The organism is Acinetobacter sp. GSS19 (assembly GCF_028621895.1).
Taxonomy (GTDB): Bacteria; Pseudomonadota; Gammaproteobacteria; order Pseudomonadales; family Moraxellaceae; genus Acinetobacter.
The window spans coordinates 986,297-1,011,559 of the sequence record NZ_CP117520.1; the positions used below are offsets into that span (position 1 = coordinate 986,297).

The window sequence follows — 25,263 nt, forward strand, 5'->3', positions numbered from 1 at the left end:
ATGTCAAAAGCGCCGAGAATGGTTCGATTGGTCCGAATGGTTGCCGTATTGTTCGGGCTCTTGGGCGTATTGATGCTGTTTATCTATTCTCCGTTTTATTCGCAACTTGTGGTAAAACTGCTCAATAGTTTTGTACCCGTTGAAGTCGACCAAGTGGCCGCAAAAAGCCAACAGATGGCCGCTCTAAGCGAGCATGATACGCTGGAACCTGGTTCAAATTTATGGATTGCCCGACAAGCTTATCTGGAGCTGATGGAGCAAGCCATGCAGAGCGAAAAAGCGGAAGATCTGATGGTGCTACAGCAGCGTTACAAAGCCTTGCAACAGATCATTCAGGAACAGCAAGCCGAACGTAACGATGAAGATGAGCCCAATATTCCGCTGTTGCAAGACAAGAACCAAGAAGAGGCTTCGTCAGCAGAAAATGATCCTGCACAGGCTATGCGTGAACTGATGCAGCTCGACAGTCGTGAAAATCAGGCCTTGATGAAACGTTACCTGAAATTTTTACGTACGCATCCTGTTGAAGCTGCTTCTGAACCGGTCGTCGATCCGGAACTGCAACAGGAAATTGCACTGCTACAGAATCAGAATAGTCAGAAGCAGGAAAAACCGGTTCTGTCACAACCTTATGCAATTGTGGTTTTGGGTGGTGGCTTAACACTGGCAGCAAACCAGAAAGATATCGTGGTGAATAACTATACCCGCTTACGTCTGGAAAAAACCCTGGAAGTGGAACGGCAAAACCAGCTGCCGATAGTATTGAGTGGTGTGGAAGCACCTTTTATGCAGGCCTGGCTGAAAGAGCGTCATGTGGATGCCAAACTGCTGGAAAACCGCAGCATGAACACCTGTGAAAATAGCCGGTTTAGTTCGCTATTGTTACAAAAAAAAGGTGGAGCACCGACAGTCATCTTAATTACTGATCGCTATCATATGCCACGTACACGCCGTTTGTTTGCCTTGAATGGCATTGAAACAATTCCTGTGGAAGCACCAATGCCAACTCAATTGACACGCTGGCGTCCAAGTGAGCAGAATTATGATCATAGCCGTCGTGCCAATTATGAATTACTGGCCACGATTCGGGATGTGCTGTTTGGCTCAAGTGATTGCCGGGAGGTACCTTAAATGTCGGATATTCCATTTTTAAATCCGAGTGTCCTCAAACAGCTCGATTTACCTATTCCAAGCCGTGAAATTACCTCCCAGCTTTTGGAGCCGCTAAATTTGAACCGGCCTTATCAGCCTTCGGTGGAAATTCAGGCCTATCGCCATCTGTATGGTTTGCAGTTGCTGGACTGCGAACATTGGCAAGGTTATGTGCAAATGCCGTTGTTTCGGTTGCACGTACAAGTATTTCAGCCGAAAATAGAAAAAATTTCAGGTACAGTTTGTTTATTGCATGGCTATTTGGAGCATAGTGGTATCTATCAGCCGATGATTCAGGAGTTACTGGAGCAGGGCTTTAGTGTTCTTACCTATGATCTGCCTGGGCATGGTTTGAGTGACGGTTCACCTGCCAGTATCCAAAGCTTTGATCACTATCAGCAGGTGCTACAGGCAGTTCATCATTATGTGAAACATGCCGATCAGTTACCTCAACCTTGGCTGGGCATCGGACAGAGTACCGGCGGAGCGATCTGGATGCATCATTTGCTGGAGTATGCCGAGAAACGCCAGAATCCAATTGTCGGACGTGTGTTGCTGCTTTCACCATTGATTCGTCCGGCCAAAACTGCCTGGTGGCATAACTCGATTGGTTTGGGCATTATCCGTCGTATCCGGCGTCAGGTACCACGGCATTTTCGCCGTAATAATCACAATCCGGAATTTTTACGTTTTATTCGTCTGAAAGATCCATTACAGCCGCGCATGATGGGCATGGATTGGATTTTGGCCATGTCAAAATGGATGTTGGAAATGGAGCGCCGGCCCGCGTGCCGCATCCCGGTCTGGATGGCACAAGGCGCCTTGGATGAAACGGTGGATTGGCGTTACAACATTGAATTTATCCGCACCAAGTTCCGTCTGCAGACCTTATTGATGCTCGAAGAAGGCTCGCACCAGCTTATCAATGAACGTGCTGATATTCGTGCGGCACTGACGGGACTGATTCCGGCATTTTTACATGCCAAACAGTATGGCAATTATTATTAATTAAGGCCGGGTTGATCGGGCTTCAAAAAATCCCGAAGCTTGCTTCGGGATTTTTTGATTGAGAAAAATTATTCTTCGTCAGGTGGTAATAGCATCAAGATCGAATCACTGAGTAGCTGGGCCACATCTTCTAGTTCGGTTTCACTGAAACTTGCATCGAGGCTTAAGGTTTCACCATCTGCCAGACGTTTTAGGCGTTCTTCAAACTCGACATCAATACAAATGCCTTCACCATTTGCCCAAAACAGTAACTGTTCGTCTTCAAAGCTGTAAAGTAGTCTTGAAGCTGGCTCTAGCATAAGCTTGTAGCCTTGATCCAGAATTTCCGCCAGATCACCTGCAGCAATCTCATCCGCTTCCGGAATATTATCCGGATACTTCGGTTCAGACATCAGGCTCATGATGGCGTCATCAATTTCCGGCGCATTGTTCAGATAGTTAAGTAGGGTGGTTTTTAAATAATCCAGTTCTGTACGGGTCATTTCACCGATCGGTGTGGCCTGATTGCGCAGAATATCGCTCAGCGGATTTTTCAGTAGGGCATTGTCGGCAAATTTATCGCTGACCCGATCCATCATCGTCGCGACATTCGGCATGCGGAAACCAAAAGAGAAGGTTAGACAGTCATTTTCTGCGACACCATAGTGTGCCAGACCTGGAGGTACATACAGTAAATCACCTGGATTCAGTACTTCATCAAAATGAACGTCCATCTCGGGCAGCAGCTTCAATGGCTGTTTTGGTACAAAGTCGGTGTCTGCATCGCACATCTGGCCGAGCTGCCAGCGACGTTGGCCATAGCCTTGTACCAGAAAAACATCATAAAAGTCGAAATGCTTGCCGACTGAACCGCCTTTTGGTGCATAAGACACCATGATGTCATCGCGGCGCCATTGTGGAATAAACGGGAATTTTTTCCATAATTCAGCAAGGTCTAAAGAATAATGATCTACCGCTTGAACCAACAGGGTCCACAGTTTTGGCAGTTTCTGGAAATCGCCTTTGATCAGAGGAGAGGATTTTACCGACCACTGGTTTGGATCTTTGTCTTTTTGTCTGATTAAACGTGCGCTGACATGTTCTTCAAGTGCCAGTTCCATCACATCGGCCGGTTCAAGAATTCCAGCGATTTCAGGCATGGCATTACGGACCAGTAACGGTTTTTTCTGCCAATATTCAGCCAGAAACTGTTCAGCTGTGACACCGCCCAGAACATCAAGAGGTTGTGACATGGATATTCCCTATAGAGTTTATGAATTACGGAATTTGGAGGTCAAGCTGGCGCAAAATGTTGCACAGTTGAATCATCGGCAGACCCATCAATGTGGTCTGATCGGCTCCGTTCATCTGTTGAAACAAGCTGATGCCGAGACTTTCACATTTAAAACTTCCCGCACAGTGTAACGGTTGATCCAGTGCTACATATCGTTCAATTTCAGCTCGTGAAAGAGCACGGAATTGTACTGAAAAATGTTCGACCAGAGTTTGTGTAAATCCACTGGACTGTTGCTGCACACTTAGTGCCGTACTGAAATACACCGTCTTGCCAGAATTGGCCTCTAGCTGCGCAATTGCGTTGGCAACGCTCAGTGGTTTGCCAATAAATACATCGGGTTGATGTTCACGCCAAGCCACCTGATCAGATCCGATGACAATCGCCTCAGGATGAGTATGAGCAATCACTTGCGCCTTTTGAAAGGCCAGACGTTTAGCCAGATCATCCGCATGATTTTCACCCTGAGCAGACTCATCAATTTCGGGAGCAACGCAACGGTAAGGCAATTGCAAACGATCCATCAATGCCCGGCGTGTGCTGCTACTGGAGGCCAGAATAATTTCGTGCATCAGACAGCAAAATCCATCAGGACATCGAGCGGAACATAGCTTAGGACCGTCTGATGGCAGGCCTGGATTTTAACGGGGGGGGCAACACCGGCCTGATAGGCTTCAACCCAGCGTTTGACGCAGATGCACCAGAAATCTCCAGGAGCTAGACCCGGAAAATCAATCTCCGGTAATGGCGTAATCAGATCATTGCCGGCCTTTTGCGAGAAGTTCAGGAATTCAGACGTCATCTGCGCACAAACGGTGTGCTGGCCGAGATCGGTCGGTGCAGTATGGCAAAAACCGTTGCGGAAATAGCCGGTAATCGGGTCAAAACAACAGCTTGCGAGAGGTTCACCAAGTACGTTGAGACGGTTCAATTCTGGTTTTGGATGAATAGACATAAATTCGTATACAAGTCTTTTTGGCTATCATAATCAAATCTTCTACTTTAGGCAGCTTTTTGCAAAAGAAACTAACCTTTTTTAGGAGAATCATTTAAAATCGGGCCGTTTTCAAATCTATAAAGAGAGCATTACATGAACTTTCAGCGTATGACTGACCTTGATTTGGCTGGTAAGCGTGTCCTTATTCGTGAAGACCTTAACGTGCCAGTTAAAAATGGTGTGATTACCAGTGATGCACGTTTACGTGCCGCTTTACCCACCATCAAAGCAGCATTGGCACAAGGCGCTGCAGTGATGGTGTTCTCACACTTGGGTCGTCCAGTTGAAGGTGAACCAAAACCTGAACAATCACTTGCACCTGTTGCTGCTTACTTGACTGAAGCCTTGGGTCAGGACGTGAAATTGTTTACAGACTATCTTAATGGTGTAGACGTTCAGCCGGGTCAAGTCGTGTTGTTGGAAAACGTGCGTTTCAACCCAGGTGAAAAGAAAAACAACCCTGAATTGGCACAAAAATATGCAGCACTGTGCGACGTGTTTGTGATGGATGCGTTTGGTACTGCTCACCGTGCTGAAGCGTCAACTGAAGGCGTGGCTCGTTTTGCCAAAGTCGCAGCAGCAGGTCCATTGCTTGCAGCTGAGCTAGATGCCCTCGGCCGTGCTTTGAAAACACCAGAAAAACCAATGGTGGCGATTGTGGCGGGTTCTAAAGTGTCGACCAAACTCGATGTTTTGACCTCACTTTCAACTATTTGTGACCAGCTGATTGTGGGTGGTGGTATCGCCAATACCTTCCTTGCAGCGGCGGGTTACAATGTCGGTAAATCTTTATACGAAGCTGATCTGGTCGACACAGCAAAACAAATTGCAGCGAAAGTTTCTGTACCATTACCAACAGATGTTGTGGTTGCAGATGCCGCTGAAATCAATTTTGAAGATTTCTTGGGCTCATTGGCGAATGCCAAAGCCGTTATCAAAAACGTGGCCGATGTGTCTGAAAATGACATGATTCTGGATGTAGGTCCAGAAACTGCACAAGCTTTTGCAGAAATTTTGAAAACTTCAAAAACTATTTTGTGGAATGGCCCAGTAGGTGTCTTTGAAGTGGATCAATTCGGTGACGGAACCAAAGCACTTTCTCTCGCGATTGCTGAATCAGAAGGTTTCTCAATAGCAGGGGGTGGCGATACTTTAGCTGCGATTGATAAATATGACGTGGCTAACAAGATTGGCTATATCTCTACCGGTGGTGGAGCTTTCCTTGAGTTTGTCGAAGGTAAAACTCTTCCGGCTGTAGCCGTTTTGCTTGAACGCGCTTAATTGCTCTAAGCGATTGAAAATAGGCTGATTTGAATCAGCCTATTTTTTTATGATCTGGTCACAAAACTGTCATATGTATGAAATACAATTGTCATCAATAAATCACCTGTTGTGGGAAAATGTGATGAAGTTAAAACTTACACTAGCAGCTTTATTGATCGCGCCATTGGCTTTAACTGCTTGTTCTAAGAAAGAAGAAGCGCCTGCGGCTGAACAAACTCAAACAGCTGCACCAGCTGATGAAAAAGTGACCCCAGAGCAACAAGCGGCAATCGATGCGATCGATAAGCCAGTGATGGATGAAAAAAATACTGACTTGACTGCTGAAGAAGCCAATGCACCAGCAGAAGTTGCGACTCCAGCTGATGAAAAAGATGCTGCTGCAATTAGCGCCATCAAATAAACCTCAATAATTGTTTGAGTTTTATTAAAAAACCCCGCAACTGCGGGGTTTTTTAATAAATCCTGTGATTTGTTGCTGAATTGAAATAAATGACAAGGTAGAATATGCCGCATTACCTGGGAGGATATTATGGCTCTTATCTCAATGCGCCAGCTCTTGGATCACGCTGCAGAACATCACTACGGCGTACCAGCTTTTAACGTAAACAACTTAGAACAAATGCGCGCAATCATGTTAGCTGCGGATGCAACTAACTCACCTGTTATTGTTCAAGCATCAGCAGGTGCCCGTAAATACGCAGGTGCTCCATTCTTACGCCACTTGATTGAAGCGGCAATTGAAGAATGGCCACATATTCCAGTGGTGATGCATCAAGACCACGGTACTAGCCCTGACGTATGTCAACGTTCGATCCAGTTGGGCTTTAGCTCAGTCATGATGGATGGTTCTTTGGGTGAAGATGGTAAGACACCAACCTCTTATGAATACAATGTCGATGTGACTCGCCGTGTCGTACAAATGGCACATGCGTGTGGCGTATCTGTAGAAGGTGAGATCGGTTGCCTAGGTTCTCTTGAAACAGGTATGGCCGGTGAAGAAGATGGTGTGGGTGCAGAAGGCGTACTTGACCATTCTCAACTTTTGACTTCTGTTGAAGAAGCACGTAGCTTCGTGGCAGATACCAATGTCGATGCTTTGGCGATTGCGGTAGGCACTTCACACGGTGCGTACAAGTTTACTCGTCCACCTACAGGCGATATCTTGGCGATTGACCGCATTAAAGAAATTCACGCAGCACTCCCAAATACCCATCTTGTGATGCACGGTTCAAGCTCAGTGCCACAAGAATGGCTGGCTGTGATTAACCAGTACGGTGGCGAAATCAAGGAAACTTATGGTGTTCCGGTTGAGCAACTGGTCGAAGCGATCAAGCACGGTGTACGTAAAATCAATATCGACACTGACTTGCGTTTAGCTTCTACAGGTGCAATGCGCCGCTTTATGGCAGAGAATCCAAGCGAATTTGATCCACGTAAATTCTTTGCGAAAACTGTCGATGCAATGAAGCAAATCTGTATTGACCGTTATGAAGCATTTGGTACAGCCGGCAATGCCGACAAGATTCGTCCAATCTCTCTTGAGAAAATGGTCGAACGCTACAAGTAATGTACTTGTAAGCCATTGCGAAAAATGTGAAAGCCCACCCTGAGTGGGCTTTTTCTATGTTTTTGATTTAAAAGAAGCACATCGTTTTATGGAACTCATCTTTGCTGCTGCACTGTGTAGTGTACTGGTCTCAATTTTGCTCAAAGTCTGTAAAACACGGGGTTTCGATACCCTACAGATGATTGCCTGTAACTATATCTCCGCCAGTCTATTGGCTTATTTCTGGTTTGAACCCGACTTCCAGCATTTATCCGTCATCGAGACACCATGGTGGTTGATTGTGGCTTTGGGTTTATTATTGCCAGGTGTTTTTGTGGCCTTATCACAAGCATTGCAGAACGCGGGGATTCTGAAGACCGAAATTGCCCAGCGCTTATCAGTCGTGTGGTCATTGTTGGCGGCTTTCCTGATTTTTCAGGAGCAGTTCAACCTGTTCAAACTACTCGGTATTGCTTTAGGAATCGCAGGTGTCTTATTGATTCTGTTGGGTAAAACGACACAAGTCATAGATCATGAGGCGAAATATGCAGCGATCCGGCCGTTATTAGTGGTCTGGTTGGGATATGCACTGATTGATGTTCTATTGAAATATACCACCAGTTTAGGACTGCAATTTAGTTTGGCATTGAACTTGATTTTTATCTGTGCCTGGCTGTTTGCGAGCACTTATATTAGCCTAAGCAAAAAGCATCAATGGAACCATCAAAGTATTCTGGCCGGGTTGGGTTTAGGTATCGTGAATTTTGCCAATATCGCCTTGTATGTCAAAGCCCATATGTTGTTTAAAGCCACTCCTGCACTGGTCTTTGCCGGGATGAATCTACTGGTGGTTTTATTAGGTGTTGGTGCGGGACTGGTATTTTTTAAAGAACGTTTAAGTCTGACGAGTACATTTGGCTTGATCCTGGGGGTGGCAGCGATATTTTGCCTAACCTTTGCCATGTCATTGCCTGCCTGACTACAGATTTACACCAAGTAGGTTTTTAAAAACGCTTTGGGATAGCGAAACAGATCAAGTCGGCTAGATAATCCTAAAAGTTTGCCCGGTTTGGTACATAAAGGACAGGCAGGGTAGAACACCACATCATTTTTAAATCTAAATAGATAAATACGCTGACACAGTGGACAGATAAATTTCATTGGGAATTTTGTGTTTAATGCCATTTTAAAATGCTCCTTATTTTTAGAGTTACGATAGAGCAGTATTATGAAAATAATAAGTCAGCACAAAGGGCGATCCGCCCTTTGCGGTAAGGACATGTTACAGGTGTGTAAAAATTTGTTCTGCAGGCAAACGTGATTTAGGCAGCTGGGCATTAAAATCATTGTCACTGCGATAGCCTAAGGTCATGATGACAGAGCTTTTTAAGCCCTTGCTGGCCAGATCAAACTCAGTATTCAGGATGTTTTCATCAAAGCCACCAATCGGCGTTGCATCAATCCCTTCAATCCCTGCCGCCAGGAGCAGATGACCAAGGGCAATAAAGGTTTGGTTTTCCATCCAGCCTTGCAAATCGCCTTTTTCGTCACGGTAGAAATTCACATAACCGATACGGCTGTCTTTTTGTCCTTGCTTGGCTTTTTCATCTTTAAAACGACCGCTCTGCTCATCATTTTGTAACAGGGTATCGAGATAGTCTTCGCTGATATCTGTACGAGTACAGAACACAATGGTATGTGATGAATCTAGTACTTTAGGTGCATTGTAGGCATAACGGCCTACCAGTGATTTTGCAATACGCTGTTTCGCGGCATCATTGTCTGCCACTAAAAAATGCCACGGCTGGATATTGATAGACGACGGCGTAAAACGGAGGACTTCGAGTAAAGCTTCAAATTGTTGTTGAGGAATTTTTTTCTCTGGATTGTACGCTTTAGTCGTATAACGGGTTTGTGCGATATTGAGTAGATCCATGATTTTTTACCTAATCATCAGGAGAATAATAAAACATGTGTGATAACCAGCCGTGTGTCAGCTGATTTCGATGAACAGTCTTTCACTTGGAGGATGATAATGCGAATATCGAGTAAAGTTGAACAATTTCTTGTGTTTTGAAACGACGTGCTTATCAATAAAATCGCTTAAGTCATTGAATCTATCTATTGGTGTTTGGCCTTAAAAAGACGTATAGATAAATCATGCTACGACCGACCCGAAAAGACGATATTTGAGAGGGATTTTTGCTTGGATCATACCAATTATTTTAAGAAAAAATTAAAAACCCAACAGCAGATTGGCTTGTGGGTGGGATTGGCGGATGCCTATGGCACCGAAATCGCCGCGAATGCGGGATTTGACTGGCTATTGATCGATGGTGAACATGCACCTAGTGATCTTAGAACCACCTTGTCACAATTGCAAAGTATTGCAGCGTATCCGTCTCAAGCAGTGGTACGTCCACCGATTGGCAGCGTACAGTTGATCAAGCAGCTTTTAGATATTGGTGCACAAACACTGTTGATTCCGATGGTGGAAACCGTGGAACAGGCCGAATTAATGGTCAAAGCAGTGCGTTACCCGCCAGAAGGTATCCGTGGTGTTGGAGCTGCATTGGCACGTGCAACCCGTTGGAACAGTATTCCGGACTATTATGCCATTGCGCATGAAAATATCTGTTTGCTGATTCAGATTGAATCGGTCACCGGATTGCAAAATCTGGATGATATTTTAAAAGTTGATGGCATCGATGGTGTTTTTATTGGTGCAGTGGATTTGTCGGCAACGATGGGTTTTCAGGGTGATCCTAACCATCCGGAAGTACAAAAAGCAGTCGTGGATGCCATTCAACGGATTCGTGCAGCGGGTAAGGCGGCAGGAATTCTGTCTACCTCGCATGAGATCACACAAAAATATATTGAACTCGGCACAGAATTTGTCGCGGTGGGTGTTGATACCAGTGTGCTGATGCAATCCTTACGTCAGTTATTGGCCAAATACAAAGAAAATGAGCAAGTTCCACAGCCACAAGGTGGTTATTAATTCTGCTGGATATCATCAGTTTTTAGCTAAGGTCATACTGATATTAGTATGACCATTTTTTTAACTGTAATGCTGCGGGTTGTTCTGGACTGATCTCCAGAATTTGTGCGTCATGCTCGCGCCAATCTCCGAGCACAATACGCTGTTTGTTGCCCAGGGTATGAATCGCGGGACGATGGGTATGGCCGTGAATCAGGATATCCACATTGGCCAAGGCCTGTTCAACCGCTTGTGGATTGACATCCATCACCTCATAACTTTTGAATTGTTGTGCTGCATGGCTTTTTTTGCGGAAACCGCTGGCCAGTTGGAGACGGAAGCTTAACGGAGTTTTGCGTAACAGGGCAAGTAACAGGGGATTACGGATAATTTTACGAAAGCGCTGATAGGACACATCATCGGTACAGAGTAAATCACCGTGTTCAAGACGTATCGTTTGACCAGCAATGTTTAAGGTGGTGATTTCGGGCAACAGTTGCCCCTGAAATTTGTTTAAAAACACGTGATGTAAAGCGAAATCACGGTTACCGACCAAGAAAAATACCTGATTACCCGCTTGAGTAAATCGTTGTAAAGCCACAATGATTTCATCGAGCCAGGGTGCAGAATAGTCATCGCCAATCCAGGCATTAAACCAGTCACCCAGAATATACAGATTGGTTTGTTGGTGCTGATAGTGTGTCAATAAATCTAAAAACCCTCGAACAAGTCGAGGGTGTTCAGGTGACAAATGTAGATCTGAGATAAACAGATAGGTCACAAAATCACTCGGTATGGATTACTCAGAGATGATTTTAGCAGATTCGATCACCACATTTTCTAGTGGAACATCTGCGTGGTAGCCACGGTTACCAGTACGCACGCCTTTGATTTCATTCACGACGTCCATACCTTCAACGACTTTACCAAATACGGCATAGCCCCAACCTTGAGCAGTTTTGCCTGTATGGTTCAAGAAGCTGTTGTTTTTCACGTTAATGAAGAACTGAGCAGAAGCTGAGTGTGGTGCTTGGGTACGTGCCATTGCGATCGTGCCGACATCGTTGCTCAAACCGTTATCCGCTTCGTTTTCGATTGAATCGCGGGTTGCTTTTTCTTTAAAGTTTTCGTCCATGCCACCGCCTTGGATCATGAAGCCATCAATCACACGGTGGAAAATGACGCCGTCATAAAAACCATCACGCACGTATTGCAGGAAGTTCTCAGCAGTTTTTGGTGCTTTTTCAGTGTTCAGTTCAAGAACAATACGACCTTTATTGGTGTTTAATTCGACTTGAGGAAAACTCATTAGACAATCTCCTAAACATGGACAGTAAAGCCATGGGTTTTTTGGTTGAGAGAAGCATAAGCAAACTGTAAACTACAAGGCAAGTAGAAACGTGAATTTCTTTGTGAAAAATCAAAGTTTGCGTTTTAATTATTCCAAATTTTATTGAAGAAGTGATCAATCGATTATGAAGCCGAATGATGTTGTTTCATCCCTGCCAACGAACCCGACACTAGATAACAATGCCTCTGTCGATGCTGCGCAGCAAGAACAACAGGCTGGCTTAGACTTTATTCGTCAGGTGATTACCGATGATTTGGCTGCGGGCCGTACTGAAAAAGTCATTACCCGTTTCCCGCCAGAGCCGAATGGCTATTTGCACATTGGTCACGTCAAAGCGATTTGTTTGAACTTCGGTATTGCTGAAGAATTCAAGGGCTTATGCAACCTGCGTTTTGATGATACCAACCCGGATGCAGAAGAACAGGAATATGTTGATGGTATTGCCAATGATGTAAAATGGCTGGGTTTTCAGTGGGATGGCGAGCCACGTTACGCCTCCAGCTATTTTGACCAGTTGTATGCCTGGGCGATCCAGTTGATTGAACAGGGGGATGCTTATGTGGATTTGCAAAGCCCGGAAGACATCAAACTGAACCGTGGTAACTTTGTAGAGCCGGGTAAAAACTCACCGTACCGTGACACAAGCGTTGAGGAAAACCTCGCGCGTTTTGAACAAATGCGTAACGGTGAGCTAGGTGAAGGTAAAGCCGTCTTGCGTGCCAAGATTGATATGGCATCACCAAATGTGCACATGCGTGATCCGATTCTGTATCGTGTCTTACATTCGACTCACCATCAGACAGGCGACAAGTGGAAAATCTACCCGATGTACGATTATGCCCATCCATTGTCGGATGCGATTGAAGGCATTACTCACTCTTTATGTACGCTGGAATTCCAGGATCACCGTCCATTCTATGACTGGGTGGTGGCAAAGGTAAAATCAGCAGCAGTACCACACCAGTACGAATCTAGCCGTCTCAATGTCGACTACACCATTACCTCGAAGCGTAAATTACGTAAGCTGGTTGAAGGTGGTCATGTGCAAGGTTGGGATGACCCACGTATGCCAACCGTGGTGGGTATGCGCCGTCGCGGTTTTACCCCGGAAGGTCTGCGTGATTTCTGTAAGCGTGTAGGCGTGTCGAAAACCGATGGTATTGTCGATGTCGCGATGCTGGAGTTCTGTATCCGTCAATCACTGGAAAATACCGCGTCGCGTGGTATGGCCGTATTGAATCCGTTAAAAGTGACTCTGACCAATTTACCGGAAGAGATGGACTTGACCCATGCCCGTCATCCAAACGTGGAGATGGGTGAACGTTTGATTCCGCTGACACGTGAAATTTACATCGACCGTAAAGACTTTGAAGAAGAGCCACCAAAAGGCTTTAAACGCCTGATTCCGGGTGGGGAAGTGCGTTTGCGTCATGCCTACGTGATCAAGTGCGATGAAATTCTGAAGGATGAAAATGGTGAAATTGTTGAGCTGAAATGTTCAATCGACCCAGAAACTTTAGGTAAAAATCCGGAAGGCCGTAAGGTCAAAGGCGTGATTCACTGGGTATCGGCAAGCAAAGGCATTCCTGCTGAAGTCCGCATTTATGACCGTCTGTTTAATGAAGCAGATCCAGAAACAGGGGATGACTTCCTGGCGAATCTAAACCCTGATTCATTAAAGATCGTTCAGGCAGTGGTTGAGCCAGCCTTGGCTGAAGCAGTCCCAGAACAGCGCTTCCAATTTGAACGTGAAGGTTATTTTGTTGCAGACCGTTATGATCACAGCATAGAAAAACCAGTGTTTAACCGTATTCTGGACTTAAAAGACAGCTTTAAACCGGGCAAGTAATTGCTTGGATTCTTTATAAAAAAACCCAACTGCTGTTGGGTTTTTTTATGGTTGATTCAGTTGATCAGTAGATCAATCCATGCAGGGCTTTTGGCTCAAAATTTCCTGTTTGGCATCTGCAGCCCATTGCTGCATTTCTGGCAAGGCGATCATGCGCTCCATCCATTGTTGGCTAGCTTGGGAAAAGGGTAAGTGATAGCTTTTTGCCCGAAAAGCCACTGGCGCAAAGTAGGCATCTACCGCGGTAAAATCTGGCCCAGCCAGATAAGGACCGCCAAAACGCTCCAGACCTTGTTGCCACAAAGCATCCATACGTTCTAGGTCATTTTTCAGTGCAGATGAAAGTTCAGTGAAGGGTTGATCCAGGGTGCAGTTCATTGGGCAGTCTTGGCGTAAATGGGGAAATCCGGCGTGCATCTCGGCGATGGCACAACGAGACCAGCAACGCGCCTGTGCAGAGGCTGGAAATACATGTGGATAGTGCTCAGCCAGAGTTTCGATAATCGCCAAAGATTCCCAGATCACCGTATTGCCGTCATGCAAGCATGGGACTTTGCCCGTTGGGGAAAAGCTGAGGTAACGTTGTGTACGGGTATCCAGCGGGCTAAAAGTACACATCTGTTCCTGAAAAGGAATTTGTTTGACCCGCATCAGCAGCCAGACACGTAACGACCAGGAAGAAAAATTTTTATCACCAATCCAGAGTTGATACATTGGCTGCTCCTGAGTTTATTTTTTCGGATGTTGTTCTTTTAACAAGAGGTGTGTTGGTATTTGCATCTTGGCTTTATCGCGCAATTTTTTCTTGATATAGAGCACCAAGGCAAAACAGGTGGTGGTCACGGTGAGTATCGCGCTGTTCATAAAGGACATCAGTGAACTGACATAACCAATCGTTGTTAACCTGTGCATCATTTTGACCACCTGAGTGCTACTTTCTACTCCGGTAATGGCCCAAGAACACAAGTGTTCACAGTTGTTGATGATTAGATGATAGTTGTTTTCATGCATGCGAGAACGCATACGCCGAATGACTGTACGACCTTTATATTTCGGCTGATCATAGTTACGTACCAGAATTTTTTTGCCGTGGGAAAATTTTTGCAGACTGGTGATTTCAATCGGATGCTTTTTGAAGAGATGGGCAAAACCGGAATAATGGATGACACGGCCACGCCCAGCATAAATGCCATGATGTGAATAGCCCAAATGTTTGACGATGAGATGAGCTCCGAGAGGAAAGCGTTTTGCTCGCTGTTGCATATTCCGGCTGATCCAATAAAGTCTACATGTGTATTTTATTGACGTTGAAATTATAACGAAGAACTTGGTTTTTGGATGGTCACAAAGAGAGAAATAGTCGAAATATTTGCCCATAATTGCGTATTTATTATGGTGTTTTTCAATAGGTCACTCTCAAGGTCTATAGAAAATCATGAAAGCAAAAGTAAAAAAGCAAAGCTTGAATATCTGGAAAAAGCAAGATGGAGAATTATGAGGGTTAATTATCCATCTCAGTCTATTGTCATTCATGAGCTAATTTGAGGAGCACAAAGTAGCGAGCTGATTGTAACAAGAGTGAACGGACTGTTCTGTTGCAAAAAGTAAAACAACTCGGTGCACATGTTGTTCAATAAGATTTGAAAAACGTGTGCAAGAGTTGGATGATCAAGTTATTGTTTTATTTGGTTATGCACTTGCGCGACGGCGTTCAACTTCAGTAGAAGGAGCACCTTCTTTATCTTTCTGAAGAACGATGTCGAACTGGATGTGTTTGAAAGGACCTTTCAAACCACGGCGTGCGATTTCAGCTTCGTCAGTTACGTCAACAGCAGTTGCAACTAGACCTTCACGCGTACCGAATGCAAAGTCGTCCCAAAGGTATTTGTCGCCTTCGATGTTGAACTGAGTGGTTAATTTACGGTGACCTGGCGCAGAGATGAAGTAGTGCACGTGCGCAGGACGTTGACCGTGACGAGAAAGTTTGTTCAACATTTGTTGTAACGGACCTTCTGGGTTCAAACCGTAACCTACAGGCATAGTGGTTTGTGCTGTGTAGTTACCGTTTTCATCAGTGAAAATGGTACGACGCAGGTTGAAGTGTGATTGAGACTTGTCGAAGAACGAGTAGTTACCATGGCTGTTTGCATGCCACATTTCAACTTTAGCACCAGAAAGCACTTCACCATCAGTATCAGTCACTTTACCTTCGATGATAAGCGTTGCAATTTTACCTTCTTCAGAACCGTCGTCCATACGAGCGAAACCTACAGATTCAGGCGCACCAGCGACATATAATGGACCTTCGATTGTACGTGGAGTACCACCTGTTAAGCCTGCTTTAGCATCAGCTTCATCAGCACGAAGGTCAAGGTAGTGTTCTAGGCCGATTGCAGAACCTAAAAGAGCAAATTCATCAGCTTTCGCCATATCGATGATTGCTTCAACACCTTTCCAAACTTCAGATTGGCTAAGATCAAGATCTTCGATTGCTTGGTAGAAGTCAGTCACTAGGCGAACAACAACTTGTTGTAAACGCGCGTCTACTGGACCTTCAGAAGTGTCTACGTTACATGCTTTAACTAAATTTTCAATCGCTTGACGATCCATGGTTATTTTCCTTCCTATGGTAAGTAGAGGTGCCAGCACTGGCACCCGGTATTGTTGTTAGATATGTTTGAATAATGCTGAACGGCTATTGCCACTGGCACCATCCGCTGCACTGAGGAAACGTTCCGTATGGATGTCCCGCTCAAACAGGCGGCTTTGCATCAGGGTTGAAATGGCAGAGTCGATCATCACCGGTGGGCCACATAAATAGGCTTTATGTCCTGCACAACGGTTCTCAAAGTAATCTGCCACAGCTTCATGTACAAAGCCAGTGAAACCGTTCCATTCCTCTTCAGCTTTTGGTGCGTTGAGTGCAGGGATATAACGGAAGTTTGGATAGTCTTTAACAAGTTGTTCAAATAAATCACGGTTATACAACTCCGCTAGATCACGCGCACCCTGGAACAGGTAAATCGTGCGTGTATCACCAGATTCCAACAAATCTAGAATCATCGATTGCGGGCTGGACAGGCCAGAGCCACCAGCGATGAAAATGACATCCTGAGCATCGGATTTGCGTACAAAGAACTGACCGTATGGACCAGAAATGGCCAGTTCATCACCAACAGCCAGTTGCTCATGCACATATGTGGTTGCTGCCCCACCGTGTACCTGACGGATATGGAGTTCAACAATGCCGATCTCGCTTGGGGCATTGGCAATCGAAAATGCACGTGTACCTTCAATGCCTGGGAATTGCACGTTGACATATTGACCGGCCTGAAATTCGATCGGACGGTCCAGTTTTAAACGGACCCCTTTAATGGTCGGAGACAGGTCTTTGATCTCGATCACTTCTGCCTGATAGTCCTGAACCAAATAGCCTAAGAAATCTTCATCTTCATCGACATCGGCTTCAATCACCATGTCAGATTCCGGTTTGCAGCAGCAAGCTAGGACTTTGTTTTCTTCACGTTCAATATCCATTAACGCGAAAGGTGACGCTTCACCGACATCATAGAAGCCATCGGTTACCTGAACTTTACAGGTTCCACAGGTGCCATGACCGCAGGCAAAAGGTAACCATACGCCTTGGCGCAATGCCGCATCGAGAATCGTTTGATCTTCTTCGACTTCAATGGTGGTGCCAATCGGCTCAATTGTTACTTGATAGCTCATCCTCAATCTCCTGTATGCGGCCTGTCAGACGTGTGAACCGTTATAGCCATTCAGGCCTGGGGTCACGAAACGTAACAGAGATTTTTGTCCAAAACCGAGTTCGGCCAAGGTCTGTTGTGATTGCGGCTGAATCTGTTGATGATCGAGGGTAAATGTCACTTGATCCCATTGGATTTGTGCAAAATCAGGATGCTGGGCAAAACCGGTAACCATTTGTTGATCCAATAGTTGCTGGAAAGTTTGTTGAGGTGAAACCAGCATGGCGTGGGCTGCACAGAACAGCGTGTGGTGATCCCAACCGATATAGATCAGAATATTGTCACCATAATTTTTTTGCAGGTCTCGTGGCTCGAAATCGTAATTTGAATGAATTGCGCGTACTGACATGACTATTTTCCTTAATTTGGTGGAGATAGCTACAATCGCAGCGATCTCCTGATTCATCCTGACGGGTTATGCGGCCTTGCCTTTCCATTTTCTCCAGCGTTGCTGGTCTGGCGAGCCTTCAATATCCAGGTTGTCGGCGCCGACATTGAACTTGTAGTATTCACGCAGCATGACTTCGAGATCTGGGCCACCACAGTTGCCTTGCAAAATCTGGTTGACCGGTAACCATGCCTGGACATATTTTTCCGGCTCACGTTCAAAGATGTCATGACAGCCATCGGAACAGGTGTGATAGCGCTCGCCTTTAAAGATACTGTCACGATAGGTAAACTCGGTCGGATCACCGCCCATATCCGTGAAAGTCATTGGAATCTGGCAGACCTGACACAGTTGTGGTAAACCTGCGCTATAGAAACGTTTGCCTTCGGCTTCCATCTTGCGCGCTAGTTCCCATTTTGGACGGTAGTATTTGTCGAAAGTGTCTGGATATTTCGCTGATAACCAGTCCATTTCTTCATCGGTTGGAATCCAGGTATGGAAACCGGCTGCATGACCGAAGTTATAGAAAATCCACCATGCCTGATGTGACACGTGCTCTTTTTCTTTGGTAATCACTTCAGAGTATTTCGGCATACGGATACCGTAACGGCTCAAGTCTTTAAACAAAGCACCACCGGCTTCTTCAAAATAGGTTTCCCAGGCTTCTTTCCATGACATCACTTTGTTTGGCAGCATGTAGTCCATCATCATGCCCACAATGGAGAGCAGACGGGTACCGCGCCAGAACCATTTATCGATCCATTCCTGTACGATTGGCACGTTGTCTTCATGTTGTTCCAGCAAGAATTTCACAATTTCCAAACCGAGCGTCATGTGACGTGCTTCATCTGACTGTGCACTGAAACCGAAGGTCACGGTGGCCATATCGCCGTTGTATGCTGCGCCTGACATGAAAGGAACGAACAACAGGTTGGTCAAGACATATTCAAAGGCAAAGCTGATGGACAGCAAGAATTCGAATGGACCCGCTGAACGTGCATCCTCAAAGAACGATTTTGGTACAGAGAGATACCAGACGCGGTCGTGCATGTGTGACCAGTCTTGGAAGCCATCAAAAAACTTGTTGTAATGGCTCATCGCATGAATTTGGGTCTGCACGTGACGTAATTCATCGATTGACTGCATTTGTGAGGCAATACGTGCCCCAATCCCGCCAAATTGACGGCCAACATGGGCATAGCCTTGATAGGCCTGATATTCTAGTGGGGTAACAGCGGTCAGGAATAACTTGATCGCATTCAGGTAGCGTTCATTGGTCACATTCATCTGACCGTTGTTTTGTGCAAAAGCATCAAAAATCGCGTAGAGTTTTTTCTCTTTTTCCGCCTGGTATTTCCAGTAGGCATCCATGGTTAAGCGGAATGGATCTTCCCATTTTGACCAGTCGGTGATTTTGATGCCTTCAAATTCTTCATACGGGAAGGCTTCTTTGCGATCAGCGTAAGAGAAGTCCCAGTCCAGATCACGTGTCAGTGCACGATAACGGTCTTTGGCATTCAGTTTTTTAGAAGTATTTTTTACTTGTGAATTCATGGCAGATCATCCTTAAATCTTGAGGCTTAGGGCTTAGTTCCAATGTAAGCGGAAAGTATCGTCATCTTCTTCAACGTTACCGCCCAGCGTGATCATGTTCAGTTGCAGGGCTTGAATATCCCAATCCTGTCCGAGTTTTTCTGAAACAGTTTCTGCCTTGATCAGCAGGTCAGTTTCGCTTTCGACACGGATCATGGCTGGCAAGTACTGAACGGTGGCTTGTGGATTGTCTTCTTCAATCGCCTCAATGATGTAGCGTGAGGTGTCGTTGTCCTGTAATGCCAGATAAACTTTAGACATGTGCTTCTCCTTAAGCGTTTGCCGCGAATTCAATGTTTAAACCTAATTTTTTGGCACGTTCTAATGTTGCTTGTACCGCTGCAGTGATTGCCTCTGCACCCAACGCTGCATCGCACCAAGGCTTGAATGCAGCTGTTACTTCTAGCAGATATTGCTCTAACCAGCTTTGTAGCAATTGGGTGTTATGTTCAGATTCTTTTAATGCGGTTTTAAATACGCTATCTGACCATTTACGCAAATCACTCAGACATTCCTGCATGAATTCGGTCAACATCGCCAGATCACGCGCACCGTGTTCATTGAACCATTGATCTAGCTGTGTATAGACCAGTTCGCTCAAGAACGAATCAATAACTAAGTTCTGTAAGGTGAACAGTTTAAAGTAGTCCTGTTCGGTCAAACTGACTTCACACAGGCGACGTAGACCTTGCCAAGCTGTATCATTCATCCAGAAGTCTTTGGCTTCATTCAATGAATCCGCCGTGTTGCCATCCAAAGCCAAGCCAATCCGTGACAGATATTGCGCCATACCTAGACGGTCCATAGCAGCAAAAATGCAGGCCTGAGTTAATACAGTACCGTAACCATAAGCACTGCCCGACATCATGTGCAGGTTGGCGGTTTGCTCAACATGACGAAATGGCAATAGAAATTTGATTACTTTGGCTTTGACTTCATCACTTAAATGCTCAGCCAGCCCACGTTTCTCAAAGAAAGCAAAATTACTTTCCGCAATATCCTGTAAGCGGGCACGATGTTGTACATAAGTGCCATAATAGAATTGGCGAGGGTCTTTAAACGCATACCAGTCCTGCATCTGCAGAGCTGTGTGGGTTTTATCGTTTAAGGTCTTTTCCGGTTTCCACAAAGGACGGTAGTGGAAGTTGGTTTCAGCCTGAATATCAAAGCTGACTTCCTGATAACGAGTGGCCGGTTTATTACCAAAGCGGCGCTCGATATAGGCATAACTCTGACGGATCGGTTCTATACCGGAAGTTTTGATTTCTAAGGTCATGGCTTAGCTCCTTAAGCGATTAATACTGATCTTCATGATCAAAAGAGTTGCGTTGCTGTCCGACCAGGGTTGTCTCACTGCCATAACGCCATTTTTCTTCATTGGCATCGTTGCAGGCTTGCTGTTCAGCGGTCATTTCGATGACCTGATTTACCTGGCAAAATTCTTGAAACGCTTGTTGCGGCAGGACTAATTCCACATACAGCGTTGGATCATTAATGGCGAAGTCGAACTCGACAAATTTGCCATCACGGTCACTGGTAACCCGAATATATTTGGTCAAAGTAGGTAACGCGTTTTGCGGTTTTTTAAGATCCTTCATGCCTCTCTCCAACAAGATCAATGCAATCTTGTTTCTGTTAACGCAACCTTGCGTGTCTGGGGTTGTTATTTCAAAAGGCGTGCCAACTTTTAAAAATTAATAAAAATCAAAACATTATGTTTTGTTTTTTGGTCGATAGAGGAGAGTGGATACTTTGATTTTCATGAGCTGATGAAGCCATCAGGCGATCTATTTCATCAAATGATGAAATTAGTCTAAAAACAGCAGAAAATTGCAGAAATTCTCTTGATGATTTCGATGCAAAGTGGAAAAAATGTCTTAGGTTGAATTTTTTATACCTAAAAAGTATCTAATTATGTATTTAAGGTAATAGGGGAAAGCTGAGCGATTTCGTAAGATATAGAAGTTGCTGCCACGGAATGGACGATGCACTTATGACGAAAGTCAGGCTGAACAGTGCCCAGCGTTATGCTGAACACCCAAAAAATATTCATGATTTACTTTCAAAACTGACTTTTGATACGAAAAAAGGCCAAATCTGGTTTGATGAGTACCGCATGCTGCTGTTGCATACCAGCATCATGGGGTATTTACGCAAAGATTTATGCGAAATCATGGGCGTTGAGCGTACCAAACGTTTCTTTATCCGCCTGGGTTATAAAGCCGGGATGAAAGATGCAGAGGTCACCACCAAACTTCGTCCGGATTTAAGCGGCTATGATGCCTTTATGGCGGGTCCACAGATGCATGGGATTCGGGGCATGGTGCAGGTGGAAGTCAACAAGCTCAACCTCAACTTGGAAAACCATCAGTTTTTTGCCGATCTCAACTGGTACCATTCTTTTGAAGCGGAAGTGCACCTGAGCGAGTTTGGCCCAAGCGATGAACCGGCTTGCTGGATGCTGCTTGGTTATGCTTGCGGATATAGCAGTTATGTGATGGGTACCACCATCATTTATCAGGAAACCCATTGTGTGGCCTGTGGGGATGAGCACTGCCGTATTATTGGTAAGCCTTTGCAGGAATGGGAAAATGCAGATGAACTAATCAGTTTCATGTCGCCTGATTCACTGGAAGATGAAATGATCGCATTACAGTCGGAGCTGCGAGAACTGAAAAAATCCATTTACCAAAATGCTGAAGCTGACTATAGCATGTTTAGCTCGGTTGGAGAGTCGACCGCCTATCGCCGGGTGTGTGATTTATTAAAAAAGGCCGCAGCCAGTAAAGTCACGGTCATGCTGCAAGGCGAAACTGGAGTGGGTAAGGAAGCTTTTGCCCGCGGCGTGCATGAAAACAGCCAGCGCCGTGACAAACCCTTTGTCGCGGTGAACTGTGCCGCGATTCCTGCAGAGTTGATCGAATCAGAACTGTTTGGTGTGGAAAAAGGCGCTTTTACCGGAGCAACCCAAAGCCGGATGGGCAAATTTGAACGTGCGAATGGCGGAACCATTTTTCTCGATGAAGTGATAGAACTGTCTCCGCGTGCTCAGGCAGCCTTGTTGCGTATCTTGCAGGAGGGAGAATTTGAGCGGGTCGGTGACCATCAAACCCGAAAAATTGATGTGCGGGTGGTTACGGCAACCAATGAGGATTTGTTGGAAGCCGTGAAAGCCGGGCGCTTCCGGGCTGACTTATACTATCGTCTAAATATTTTTCCGGTCTATATACCACCGTTGCGCGAGCGCCGTGAGGATATTCCGCTTTTGGTGAATCATTTCCTGAAACGCTTTGAAACGATGTATGGTAAACGTCTGCAAGGGATTAGTGACAAAACTAAAAACTACCTGATGAGTTATGACTGGCCGGGCAATATCCGTGAGTTGGAAAATTTACTCGAGCGAGCTGTGTTGCTTACAGATGACCAGCAGATGATCAAACTGTCAGCTTTGCTGCCACAATTGACCGAAAATGATGCTTCGGAAAGCAATACCACATCTCAAGATTTGGATGATTTGCTGGTTCAGGGCTTCAAGCTGGAAGACTATGAGCGGAAAATACTGCAGCATGCGCTGCAGAAGAGCCGCAATAACGTTTCCGAGGCTGCACGTCTGTTAGGTATCAGTCGTGCTACGCTGGATTACCGTTTAAAAAAGTTTAATTTGTAGCTCTGAAATAACAAAAAACCGCCGTATACAGGCGGTTTTTTGTTTAAACAGGTTTTTGCAGGAATTCGGTTAATTCTTTGCGGCTATAGCCACGTGCAATCAATACTTTTTTGATGCCTTGAATGACTTCAGCATCGGTGCTCTTGCGCAATGCTTCAAGCAGTTGTTCATTGCTTTTACAAGAACAGTCATTTTCAATACAAACGATCTGGTTCTTGTGTTCGTTATGCTGATCTGGTTTTAACAGCTTTTGCCAAAAACTCATAGAGCCTTCATTTACGACCTAACATAGCTCGAAATATAGCCAAATCTGTTAAAAAAGCAATAATGCTTGAGTCAGAAAAGCAGCAGTTGAACATGCCATTTTTCACAGAAAATTTATCGTTTTTGCTATTTTTGTGACAGTGATAAGCTTTGTCATTGTTTATGTTTTGGAAAAACTTCATAAAAAACGGAGAGCCGAAGCTCTCCAGTCGATTTTATGCATTTACATCGTCATAAATTGTTTAAATTTTTTCCAGTAGTACACCAGACTCCACATGATGAGTATAAGGGAACTGGTCAAATAGGGCGAAGCGCGTCACTTTGTGGGTGGTACACAAAGTTTTTAAATTATCGTGCAGGGTATCCGGATTACAGGAAATATAAATAATCCGTTCGAAGCCTGACAATAATTTTAGGGTGGCATCATCAATCCCGGCACGTGGTGGATCAACAAAAACTGTACTGAACTGGTAGCTCTGGATATCAATCTCGGCTTCCTGTAGGCGGCGGAATTCGCGTGTCCCGTGATAGGCTTCGGTAAACTCTTCTGCGGACAGACGGGCTACCTGAATATTGTCAATCGCGTTCTGTTCAATATTCCACTGTGCAGCATATACCGAGCTTTTTGCCAGTTCGGTAGCCAGAACACGGTTAAATTTTAGTGATAGAGGTAAGGTAAAGTTGCCATTGCCGCAGTACAATTCGAGTAGATCACCCGATGCCCCTTCAGCAGACGTGCAGGCCCATTGCAGCATGTGTTGGCAGACCTGGGCGTTCGGCTGGGTAAAGCTGCTTTCAATTTGTTTGTACTTAAATGCACGATCGAAGACCTGTAATTCCTCGACCACATAATCATCACTCAATACCAGCTTCTGACCGCGACTACGTCCAATAATCTTGATGTTGAGTTCATCCGCCAGCGCTTTGGCGGCTTGTTCCCAATCGGCATCCAGTTTACGGTGGTAGATCAGCGTCACCAGCATTTCACCACTCAAGGTTGCTAGAAAATCAATTTCAAACAGACGCTGTTCAAGAAGCGGCTGAGCTTTGATTTTCTGCAACAGGACGGGCATTAGATCATTGATGCTTTGAGCGGCGATCGGGAACTGGTCTACACGAACCACCGTTTTTTGTTTGCCATCTTCACCACGTTCAAACATGGCATAAAACAAGTCATTGTCGGTATGCCAAACTCGAAATTCCGCACGCATACGAAAATGCTGTTCAGGAGAGGCAAATACCTCCAAAGCAGGCGGATTAAATTCAGAGAACTGCGCCGTGATACGCTGAACTTTTTCATCGAGTTGAGTTTGGTAGGCAGAGGTCATAAACAATCAAAAAACAAAGGCCAAAATAATGCTGCATCTTAGCAAAAAATTCCGGGTATGCGGCTGTTTCGCAGTAAATAAGCTTTAAGCAGGATCAATCAAGTCGGCAAGGATCTGCTGTAACTGCTGCATGCCCTGAGTGGCTGAGTGCTTTAGCAGGTGATAGCGTTGCGGCACACGCTGATAATCAGCTTGTGGATCAATATAATAAGCCAGACAATTTGCCGGAATCTGATGGATTAAGCCCGCTACGGGATAGACACTCAGGGTTGAGCCGATCACCACAAAGATTTCAGCATCTTGCACCAGCTCGACAGCCTGTTCATAGGCCGGGACGGCTTCACCAAACCACACCACATGTGGGCGTAGGAGATAACCTTCAGGACAACGGTCTTTTTCCAGATCGAGTTGCCAGCCTGTGATCGGATAGAGGATGTCACTATATTGTGCACCAGGACCTGAACTCTTGGCGAAACGAATATTGCCATGTAAGTGTAGGACTTTGAGGCTACCGGCACGTTCATGTAAGTCATCAATATTCTGGGTAATCACCTGGACATCAAAATTCTGTTGGAGATCCGCAATAATCTGGTGAGCCTGATTGGGTTGAGCTGCCAGAATATTTTTACGGCGGTCATTGTAAAAGCGTTGCACGAGTGCCGGATTTTTGGCCCAGGCTTCAGGCGTAGCCACCTCATGAATGTCGTGCTGTTCCCATAAGCCGTTGCTATCGCGGAAAGTATTGATACCACTTTCGGCACTCATGCCTGCACCTGAAAAGATCACCAGTTTACGCATGTGTCCCTCAATTGATTT

General features: G+C 45.3%; 28 protein-coding genes. 9 read left to right on the forward strand and 19 right to left on the reverse strand.

What is annotated here, in order from left to right; all coding sequences use genetic code 11:
* A complete protein-coding gene (locus PGW99_RS04730) occupies nucleotides 1–1,131 on the forward strand; it encodes a YdcF family protein (protein ID WP_273779015.1) in 1,131 nt (376 codons plus the stop codon).
* A complete protein-coding gene (locus tag PGW99_RS04735; protein WP_273779017.1) occupies nucleotides 1,132–2,160 on the forward strand; it encodes an alpha/beta hydrolase in 1,029 nt (342 codons plus the stop codon). It begins immediately after the preceding gene.
* A gap of 68 nt (nucleotides 2,161–2,228) precedes the next feature.
* On the opposite strand, the gene PGW99_RS04740 is transcribed toward PGW99_RS04735, so the two are convergent.
* The 3 genes from PGW99_RS04740 to PGW99_RS04750 are packed head-to-tail and all read right to left on the reverse strand — an operon-like array spanning nucleotide 2,229 to nucleotide 4,388.
* Complete coding sequence (locus PGW99_RS04740; protein WP_273779019.1) at nucleotides 2,229–3,392, reverse strand: ribosomal protein uL16 3-hydroxylase; 1,164 nt, start codon at nucleotides 3,390–3,392, stop codon at nucleotides 2,229–2,231.
* Nucleotides 3,393–3,417: 25 nt separating this feature from the next.
* Entirely contained in the window at nucleotides 3,418–4,005 is a 588-nt protein-coding gene (locus PGW99_RS04745; protein WP_273779020.1) for a Maf family protein, read from the reverse strand.
* Entirely contained in the window at nucleotides 4,005–4,388 is a 384-nt protein-coding gene (locus PGW99_RS04750; protein ID WP_273779022.1) for a DUF2237 family protein, read from the reverse strand. The genes PGW99_RS04745 and PGW99_RS04750 overlap by 1 nt, the downstream gene beginning before the upstream one ends.
* A 135-nt stretch (nucleotides 4,389–4,523) precedes the next feature.
* Between PGW99_RS04750 and PGW99_RS04755 the strand changes: the two genes are divergently transcribed.
* The 4 genes from PGW99_RS04755 (at nucleotide 4,524) to PGW99_RS04770 (ending at nucleotide 8,239) form a co-directional block, all read left to right on the forward strand.
* A complete protein-coding gene (locus PGW99_RS04755) occupies nucleotides 4,524–5,711 on the forward strand; it encodes a phosphoglycerate kinase (protein WP_273779024.1) in 1,188 nt (395 codons plus the stop codon).
* Nucleotides 5,712–5,835: 124 nt separating this feature from the next.
* A complete protein-coding gene (locus PGW99_RS04760) occupies nucleotides 5,836–6,114 on the forward strand; it encodes a hypothetical protein (RefSeq protein ID WP_273779027.1) in 279 nt (92 codons plus the stop codon).
* Nucleotides 6,115–6,243: 129 nt separating this feature from the next.
* Nucleotides 6,244–7,281 (forward strand): class II fructose-bisphosphate aldolase, encoded by a 1,038-nt coding sequence (fba, locus tag PGW99_RS04765; protein WP_273779029.1) that lies wholly within the window; start codon nucleotides 6,244–6,246, stop codon nucleotides 7,279–7,281.
* A gap of 88 nt (nucleotides 7,282–7,369) precedes the next feature.
* Entirely contained in the window at nucleotides 7,370–8,239 is an 870-nt protein-coding gene (locus PGW99_RS04770) for a DMT family transporter (protein ID WP_273779031.1), read from the forward strand.
* 8 nt (nucleotides 8,240–8,247) lie between these two features.
* On the opposite strand, the gene PGW99_RS04775 is transcribed toward PGW99_RS04770, so the two are convergent.
* Complete coding sequence (locus PGW99_RS04775; RefSeq protein WP_273779033.1) at nucleotides 8,248–8,445, reverse strand: hypothetical protein; 198 nt, start codon at nucleotides 8,443–8,445, stop codon at nucleotides 8,248–8,250.
* Nucleotides 8,446–8,542: 97 nt separating this feature from the next.
* On the reverse strand, nucleotides 8,543–9,196 hold the full coding sequence (nfsB, locus tag PGW99_RS04780) for an oxygen-insensitive NAD(P)H nitroreductase (RefSeq protein ID WP_273779034.1): 654 nt from the start codon (nucleotides 9,194–9,196) through the stop codon (nucleotides 8,543–8,545).
* A 270-nt stretch (nucleotides 9,197–9,466) separates the two neighbouring features.
* Here nfsB and hpaI point away from each other — a divergent pair, with 270 nt between their 5' ends.
* The gene (gene hpaI, locus PGW99_RS04785; RefSeq protein WP_273779035.1) at nucleotides 9,467–10,261 is read left to right on the forward strand and encodes a 4-hydroxy-2-oxoheptanedioate aldolase; all 795 of its coding nucleotides are present in this window, start codon (nucleotides 9,467–9,469) and stop codon (nucleotides 10,259–10,261) included.
* Between the two features lie 43 nt (nucleotides 10,262–10,304).
* Here hpaI and PGW99_RS04790 read toward each other — a convergent pair whose 3' ends face one another.
* Complete coding sequence (locus PGW99_RS04790; RefSeq protein WP_273779037.1) at nucleotides 10,305–11,021, reverse strand: UDP-2,3-diacylglucosamine diphosphatase; 717 nt, start codon at nucleotides 11,019–11,021, stop codon at nucleotides 10,305–10,307.
* Between the two features lie 18 nt (nucleotides 11,022–11,039).
* Complete coding sequence (locus tag PGW99_RS04795) at nucleotides 11,040–11,549, reverse strand: peptidylprolyl isomerase (protein WP_273779038.1); 510 nt, start codon at nucleotides 11,547–11,549, stop codon at nucleotides 11,040–11,042.
* A gap of 166 nt (nucleotides 11,550–11,715) precedes the next feature.
* On the opposite strand from PGW99_RS04795, the gene PGW99_RS04800 reads away from it, so the two are divergent.
* Nucleotides 11,716–13,440: a glutamine--tRNA ligase/YqeY domain fusion protein gene (locus PGW99_RS04800; RefSeq protein ID WP_273779039.1), complete on the forward strand. Its 1,725-nt coding sequence runs from the start codon at nucleotides 11,716–11,718 to the stop codon at nucleotides 13,438–13,440.
* 72 nt (nucleotides 13,441–13,512) lie between these two features.
* Here the strand turns inward: PGW99_RS04800 and PGW99_RS04805 are convergent, their stop codons facing one another.
* The 9 genes from PGW99_RS04805 to PGW99_RS04845 all read right to left on the reverse strand — a co-directional run bounded on the left by PGW99_RS04805 (nucleotide 13,513) and on the right by PGW99_RS04845 (nucleotide 20,786).
* Nucleotides 13,513–14,154, reverse strand: a complete 642-nt coding sequence (locus PGW99_RS04805) for a glutathione S-transferase family protein (protein ID WP_273779040.1) — start codon at nucleotides 14,152–14,154, stop codon at nucleotides 13,513–13,515.
* 15 nt (nucleotides 14,155–14,169) lie between these two features.
* Nucleotides 14,170–14,703, reverse strand: a complete 534-nt coding sequence (locus tag PGW99_RS04810) for a lecithin retinol acyltransferase family protein (RefSeq protein ID WP_273779041.1) — start codon at nucleotides 14,701–14,703, stop codon at nucleotides 14,170–14,172.
* Between the two features lie 426 nt (nucleotides 14,704–15,129).
* On the reverse strand, nucleotides 15,130–16,050 hold the full coding sequence (gene catA, locus PGW99_RS04815; RefSeq protein ID WP_273779042.1) for a catechol 1,2-dioxygenase: 921 nt from the start codon (nucleotides 16,048–16,050) through the stop codon (nucleotides 15,130–15,132).
* 57 nt (nucleotides 16,051–16,107) lie between these two features.
* Nucleotides 16,108–17,169, reverse strand: a complete 1,062-nt coding sequence (locus PGW99_RS04820) for an NADH:ubiquinone reductase (Na(+)-transporting) subunit F (protein WP_273779043.1) — start codon at nucleotides 17,167–17,169, stop codon at nucleotides 16,108–16,110.
* A 24-nt stretch (nucleotides 17,170–17,193) separates the two neighbouring features.
* The gene (locus PGW99_RS04825) at nucleotides 17,194–17,556 is read right to left on the reverse strand and encodes a phenol hydroxylase subunit P4 (RefSeq protein WP_273779044.1); all 363 of its coding nucleotides are present in this window, start codon (nucleotides 17,554–17,556) and stop codon (nucleotides 17,194–17,196) included.
* A 66-nt stretch (nucleotides 17,557–17,622) separates the two neighbouring features.
* Nucleotides 17,623–19,149 carry an aromatic/alkene/methane monooxygenase hydroxylase/oxygenase subunit alpha gene (locus tag PGW99_RS04830; protein WP_273779045.1) on the reverse strand — a complete coding sequence of 509 codons (1,527 nt, stop codon included), beginning with the start codon at nucleotides 19,147–19,149 and terminating at the stop codon, nucleotides 17,623–17,625.
* A gap of 33 nt (nucleotides 19,150–19,182) precedes the next feature.
* Nucleotides 19,183–19,449 (reverse strand): MmoB/DmpM family protein, encoded by a 267-nt coding sequence (locus tag PGW99_RS04835; protein WP_273779046.1) that lies wholly within the window; start codon nucleotides 19,447–19,449, stop codon nucleotides 19,183–19,185.
* A 10-nt stretch (nucleotides 19,450–19,459) separates the two neighbouring features.
* Entirely contained in the window at nucleotides 19,460–20,464 is a 1,005-nt protein-coding gene (locus PGW99_RS04840) for an aromatic/alkene monooxygenase hydroxylase subunit beta (RefSeq protein WP_273779048.1), read from the reverse strand.
* A 19-nt stretch (nucleotides 20,465–20,483) separates the two neighbouring features.
* Nucleotides 20,484–20,786: a phenol hydroxylase subunit gene (locus PGW99_RS04845; RefSeq protein ID WP_273779049.1), complete on the reverse strand. Its 303-nt coding sequence runs from the start codon at nucleotides 20,784–20,786 to the stop codon at nucleotides 20,484–20,486.
* Between the two features lie 395 nt (nucleotides 20,787–21,181).
* On the opposite strand from PGW99_RS04845, the gene mobR reads away from it, so the two are divergent.
* Complete coding sequence (gene mobR, locus PGW99_RS04850) at nucleotides 21,182–22,855, forward strand: phenol degradation transcriptional regulator MobR (RefSeq protein ID WP_273779050.1); 1,674 nt, start codon at nucleotides 21,182–21,184, stop codon at nucleotides 22,853–22,855.
* Nucleotides 22,856–22,898: 43 nt separating this feature from the next.
* On the opposite strand, the gene PGW99_RS04855 is transcribed toward mobR, so the two are convergent.
* The 3 genes from PGW99_RS04855 to PGW99_RS04865 form a co-directional block, all read right to left on the reverse strand.
* Complete coding sequence (locus PGW99_RS04855) at nucleotides 22,899–23,120, reverse strand: hypothetical protein (RefSeq protein WP_273779051.1); 222 nt, start codon at nucleotides 23,118–23,120, stop codon at nucleotides 22,899–22,901.
* Nucleotides 23,121–23,361: 241 nt separating this feature from the next.
* Nucleotides 23,362–24,447: a tRNA (uridine(54)-C5)-methyltransferase TrmA gene (gene trmA, locus PGW99_RS04860; RefSeq protein WP_273779052.1), complete on the reverse strand. Its 1,086-nt coding sequence runs from the start codon at nucleotides 24,445–24,447 to the stop codon at nucleotides 23,362–23,364.
* An 84-nt stretch (nucleotides 24,448–24,531) separates the two neighbouring features.
* Nucleotides 24,532–25,245 (reverse strand): SIR2 family NAD-dependent protein deacylase, encoded by a 714-nt coding sequence (locus PGW99_RS04865; RefSeq protein WP_273779053.1) that lies wholly within the window; start codon nucleotides 25,243–25,245, stop codon nucleotides 24,532–24,534.
* Between the last annotated feature and the right edge of the window lie 18 nt (nucleotides 25,246–25,263).

What these genes read in the sequence shown, in the direction of transcription:
- PGW99_RS04740 (WP_273779019.1), bottom strand. Translation starts at nt 3,392, where the DNA reads ATGTCACAACCTCTTGATGTTCTGGGCGGTGTCACAGCTGAACAGTTT.
- PGW99_RS04745 (WP_273779020.1), bottom strand. Translation starts at nt 4,005, where the DNA reads ATGCACGAAATTATTCTGGCCTCCAGTAGCAGCACACGCCGGGCATTG.
- PGW99_RS04820 (WP_273779043.1), bottom strand. Translation starts at nt 17,169, where the DNA reads ATGAGCTATCAAGTAACAATTGAGCCGATTGGCACCACCATTGAAGTC.
- catA (WP_273779042.1), bottom strand. Translation starts at nt 16,050, where the DNA reads ATGGATCGTCAAGCGATTGAAAATTTAGTTAAAGCATGTAACGTAGAC.
- PGW99_RS04835 (WP_273779046.1), bottom strand. Translation starts at nt 19,449, where the DNA reads ATGTCTAAAGTTTATCTGGCATTACAGGACAACGACACCTCACGCTAC.
- PGW99_RS04735 (WP_273779017.1), top strand. Translation starts at nt 1,132, where the DNA reads ATGTCGGATATTCCATTTTTAAATCCGAGTGTCCTCAAACAGCTCGAT.
- mobR (WP_273779050.1), top strand. Translation starts at nt 21,182, where the DNA reads ATGACGAAAGTCAGGCTGAACAGTGCCCAGCGTTATGCTGAACACCCA.
- fba (WP_273779029.1), top strand. Translation starts at nt 6,244, where the DNA reads ATGGCTCTTATCTCAATGCGCCAGCTCTTGGATCACGCTGCAGAACAT.
- PGW99_RS04855 (WP_273779051.1), bottom strand. Translation starts at nt 23,120, where the DNA reads ATGAGTTTTTGGCAAAAGCTGTTAAAACCAGATCAGCATAACGAACAC.
- PGW99_RS04830 (WP_273779045.1), bottom strand. Translation starts at nt 19,149, where the DNA reads ATGAATTCACAAGTAAAAAATACTTCTAAAAAACTGAATGCCAAAGAC.
- PGW99_RS04800 (WP_273779039.1), top strand. Translation starts at nt 11,716, where the DNA reads ATGAAGCCGAATGATGTTGTTTCATCCCTGCCAACGAACCCGACACTA.
- PGW99_RS04845 (WP_273779049.1), bottom strand. Translation starts at nt 20,786, where the DNA reads ATGAAGGATCTTAAAAAACCGCAAAACGCGTTACCTACTTTGACCAAA.
- PGW99_RS04730 (WP_273779015.1), top strand. Translation starts at nt 1, where the DNA reads ATGTCAAAAGCGCCGAGAATGGTTCGATTGGTCCGAATGGTTGCCGTA.
- PGW99_RS04810 (WP_273779041.1), bottom strand. Translation starts at nt 14,703, where the DNA reads ATGCAACAGCGAGCAAAACGCTTTCCTCTCGGAGCTCATCTCATCGTC.
- PGW99_RS04865 (WP_273779053.1), bottom strand. Translation starts at nt 25,245, where the DNA reads ATGCGTAAACTGGTGATCTTTTCAGGTGCAGGCATGAGTGCCGAAAGT.
- PGW99_RS04805 (WP_273779040.1), bottom strand. Translation starts at nt 14,154, where the DNA reads ATGTATCAACTCTGGATTGGTGATAAAAATTTTTCTTCCTGGTCGTTA.
- PGW99_RS04770 (WP_273779031.1), top strand. Translation starts at nt 7,370, where the DNA reads ATGGAACTCATCTTTGCTGCTGCACTGTGTAGTGTACTGGTCTCAATT.
- nfsB (WP_273779034.1), bottom strand. Translation starts at nt 9,196, where the DNA reads ATGGATCTACTCAATATCGCACAAACCCGTTATACGACTAAAGCGTAC.
- PGW99_RS04795 (WP_273779038.1), bottom strand. Translation starts at nt 11,549, where the DNA reads ATGAGTTTTCCTCAAGTCGAATTAAACACCAATAAAGGTCGTATTGTT.
- PGW99_RS04760 (WP_273779027.1), top strand. Translation starts at nt 5,836, where the DNA reads ATGAAGTTAAAACTTACACTAGCAGCTTTATTGATCGCGCCATTGGCT.
- trmA (WP_273779052.1), bottom strand. Translation starts at nt 24,447, where the DNA reads ATGACCTCTGCCTACCAAACTCAACTCGATGAAAAAGTTCAGCGTATC.
- PGW99_RS04755 (WP_273779024.1), top strand. Translation starts at nt 4,524, where the DNA reads ATGAACTTTCAGCGTATGACTGACCTTGATTTGGCTGGTAAGCGTGTC.
- PGW99_RS04775 (WP_273779033.1), bottom strand. Translation starts at nt 8,445, where the DNA reads ATGGCATTAAACACAAAATTCCCAATGAAATTTATCTGTCCACTGTGT.
- PGW99_RS04750 (WP_273779022.1), bottom strand. Translation starts at nt 4,388, where the DNA reads ATGTCTATTCATCCAAAACCAGAATTGAACCGTCTCAACGTACTTGGT.
- PGW99_RS04840 (WP_273779048.1), bottom strand. Translation starts at nt 20,464, where the DNA reads ATGACCTTAGAAATCAAAACTTCCGGTATAGAACCGATCCGTCAGAGT.
- PGW99_RS04825 (WP_273779044.1), bottom strand. Translation starts at nt 17,556, where the DNA reads ATGTCAGTACGCGCAATTCATTCAAATTACGATTTCGAGCCACGAGAC.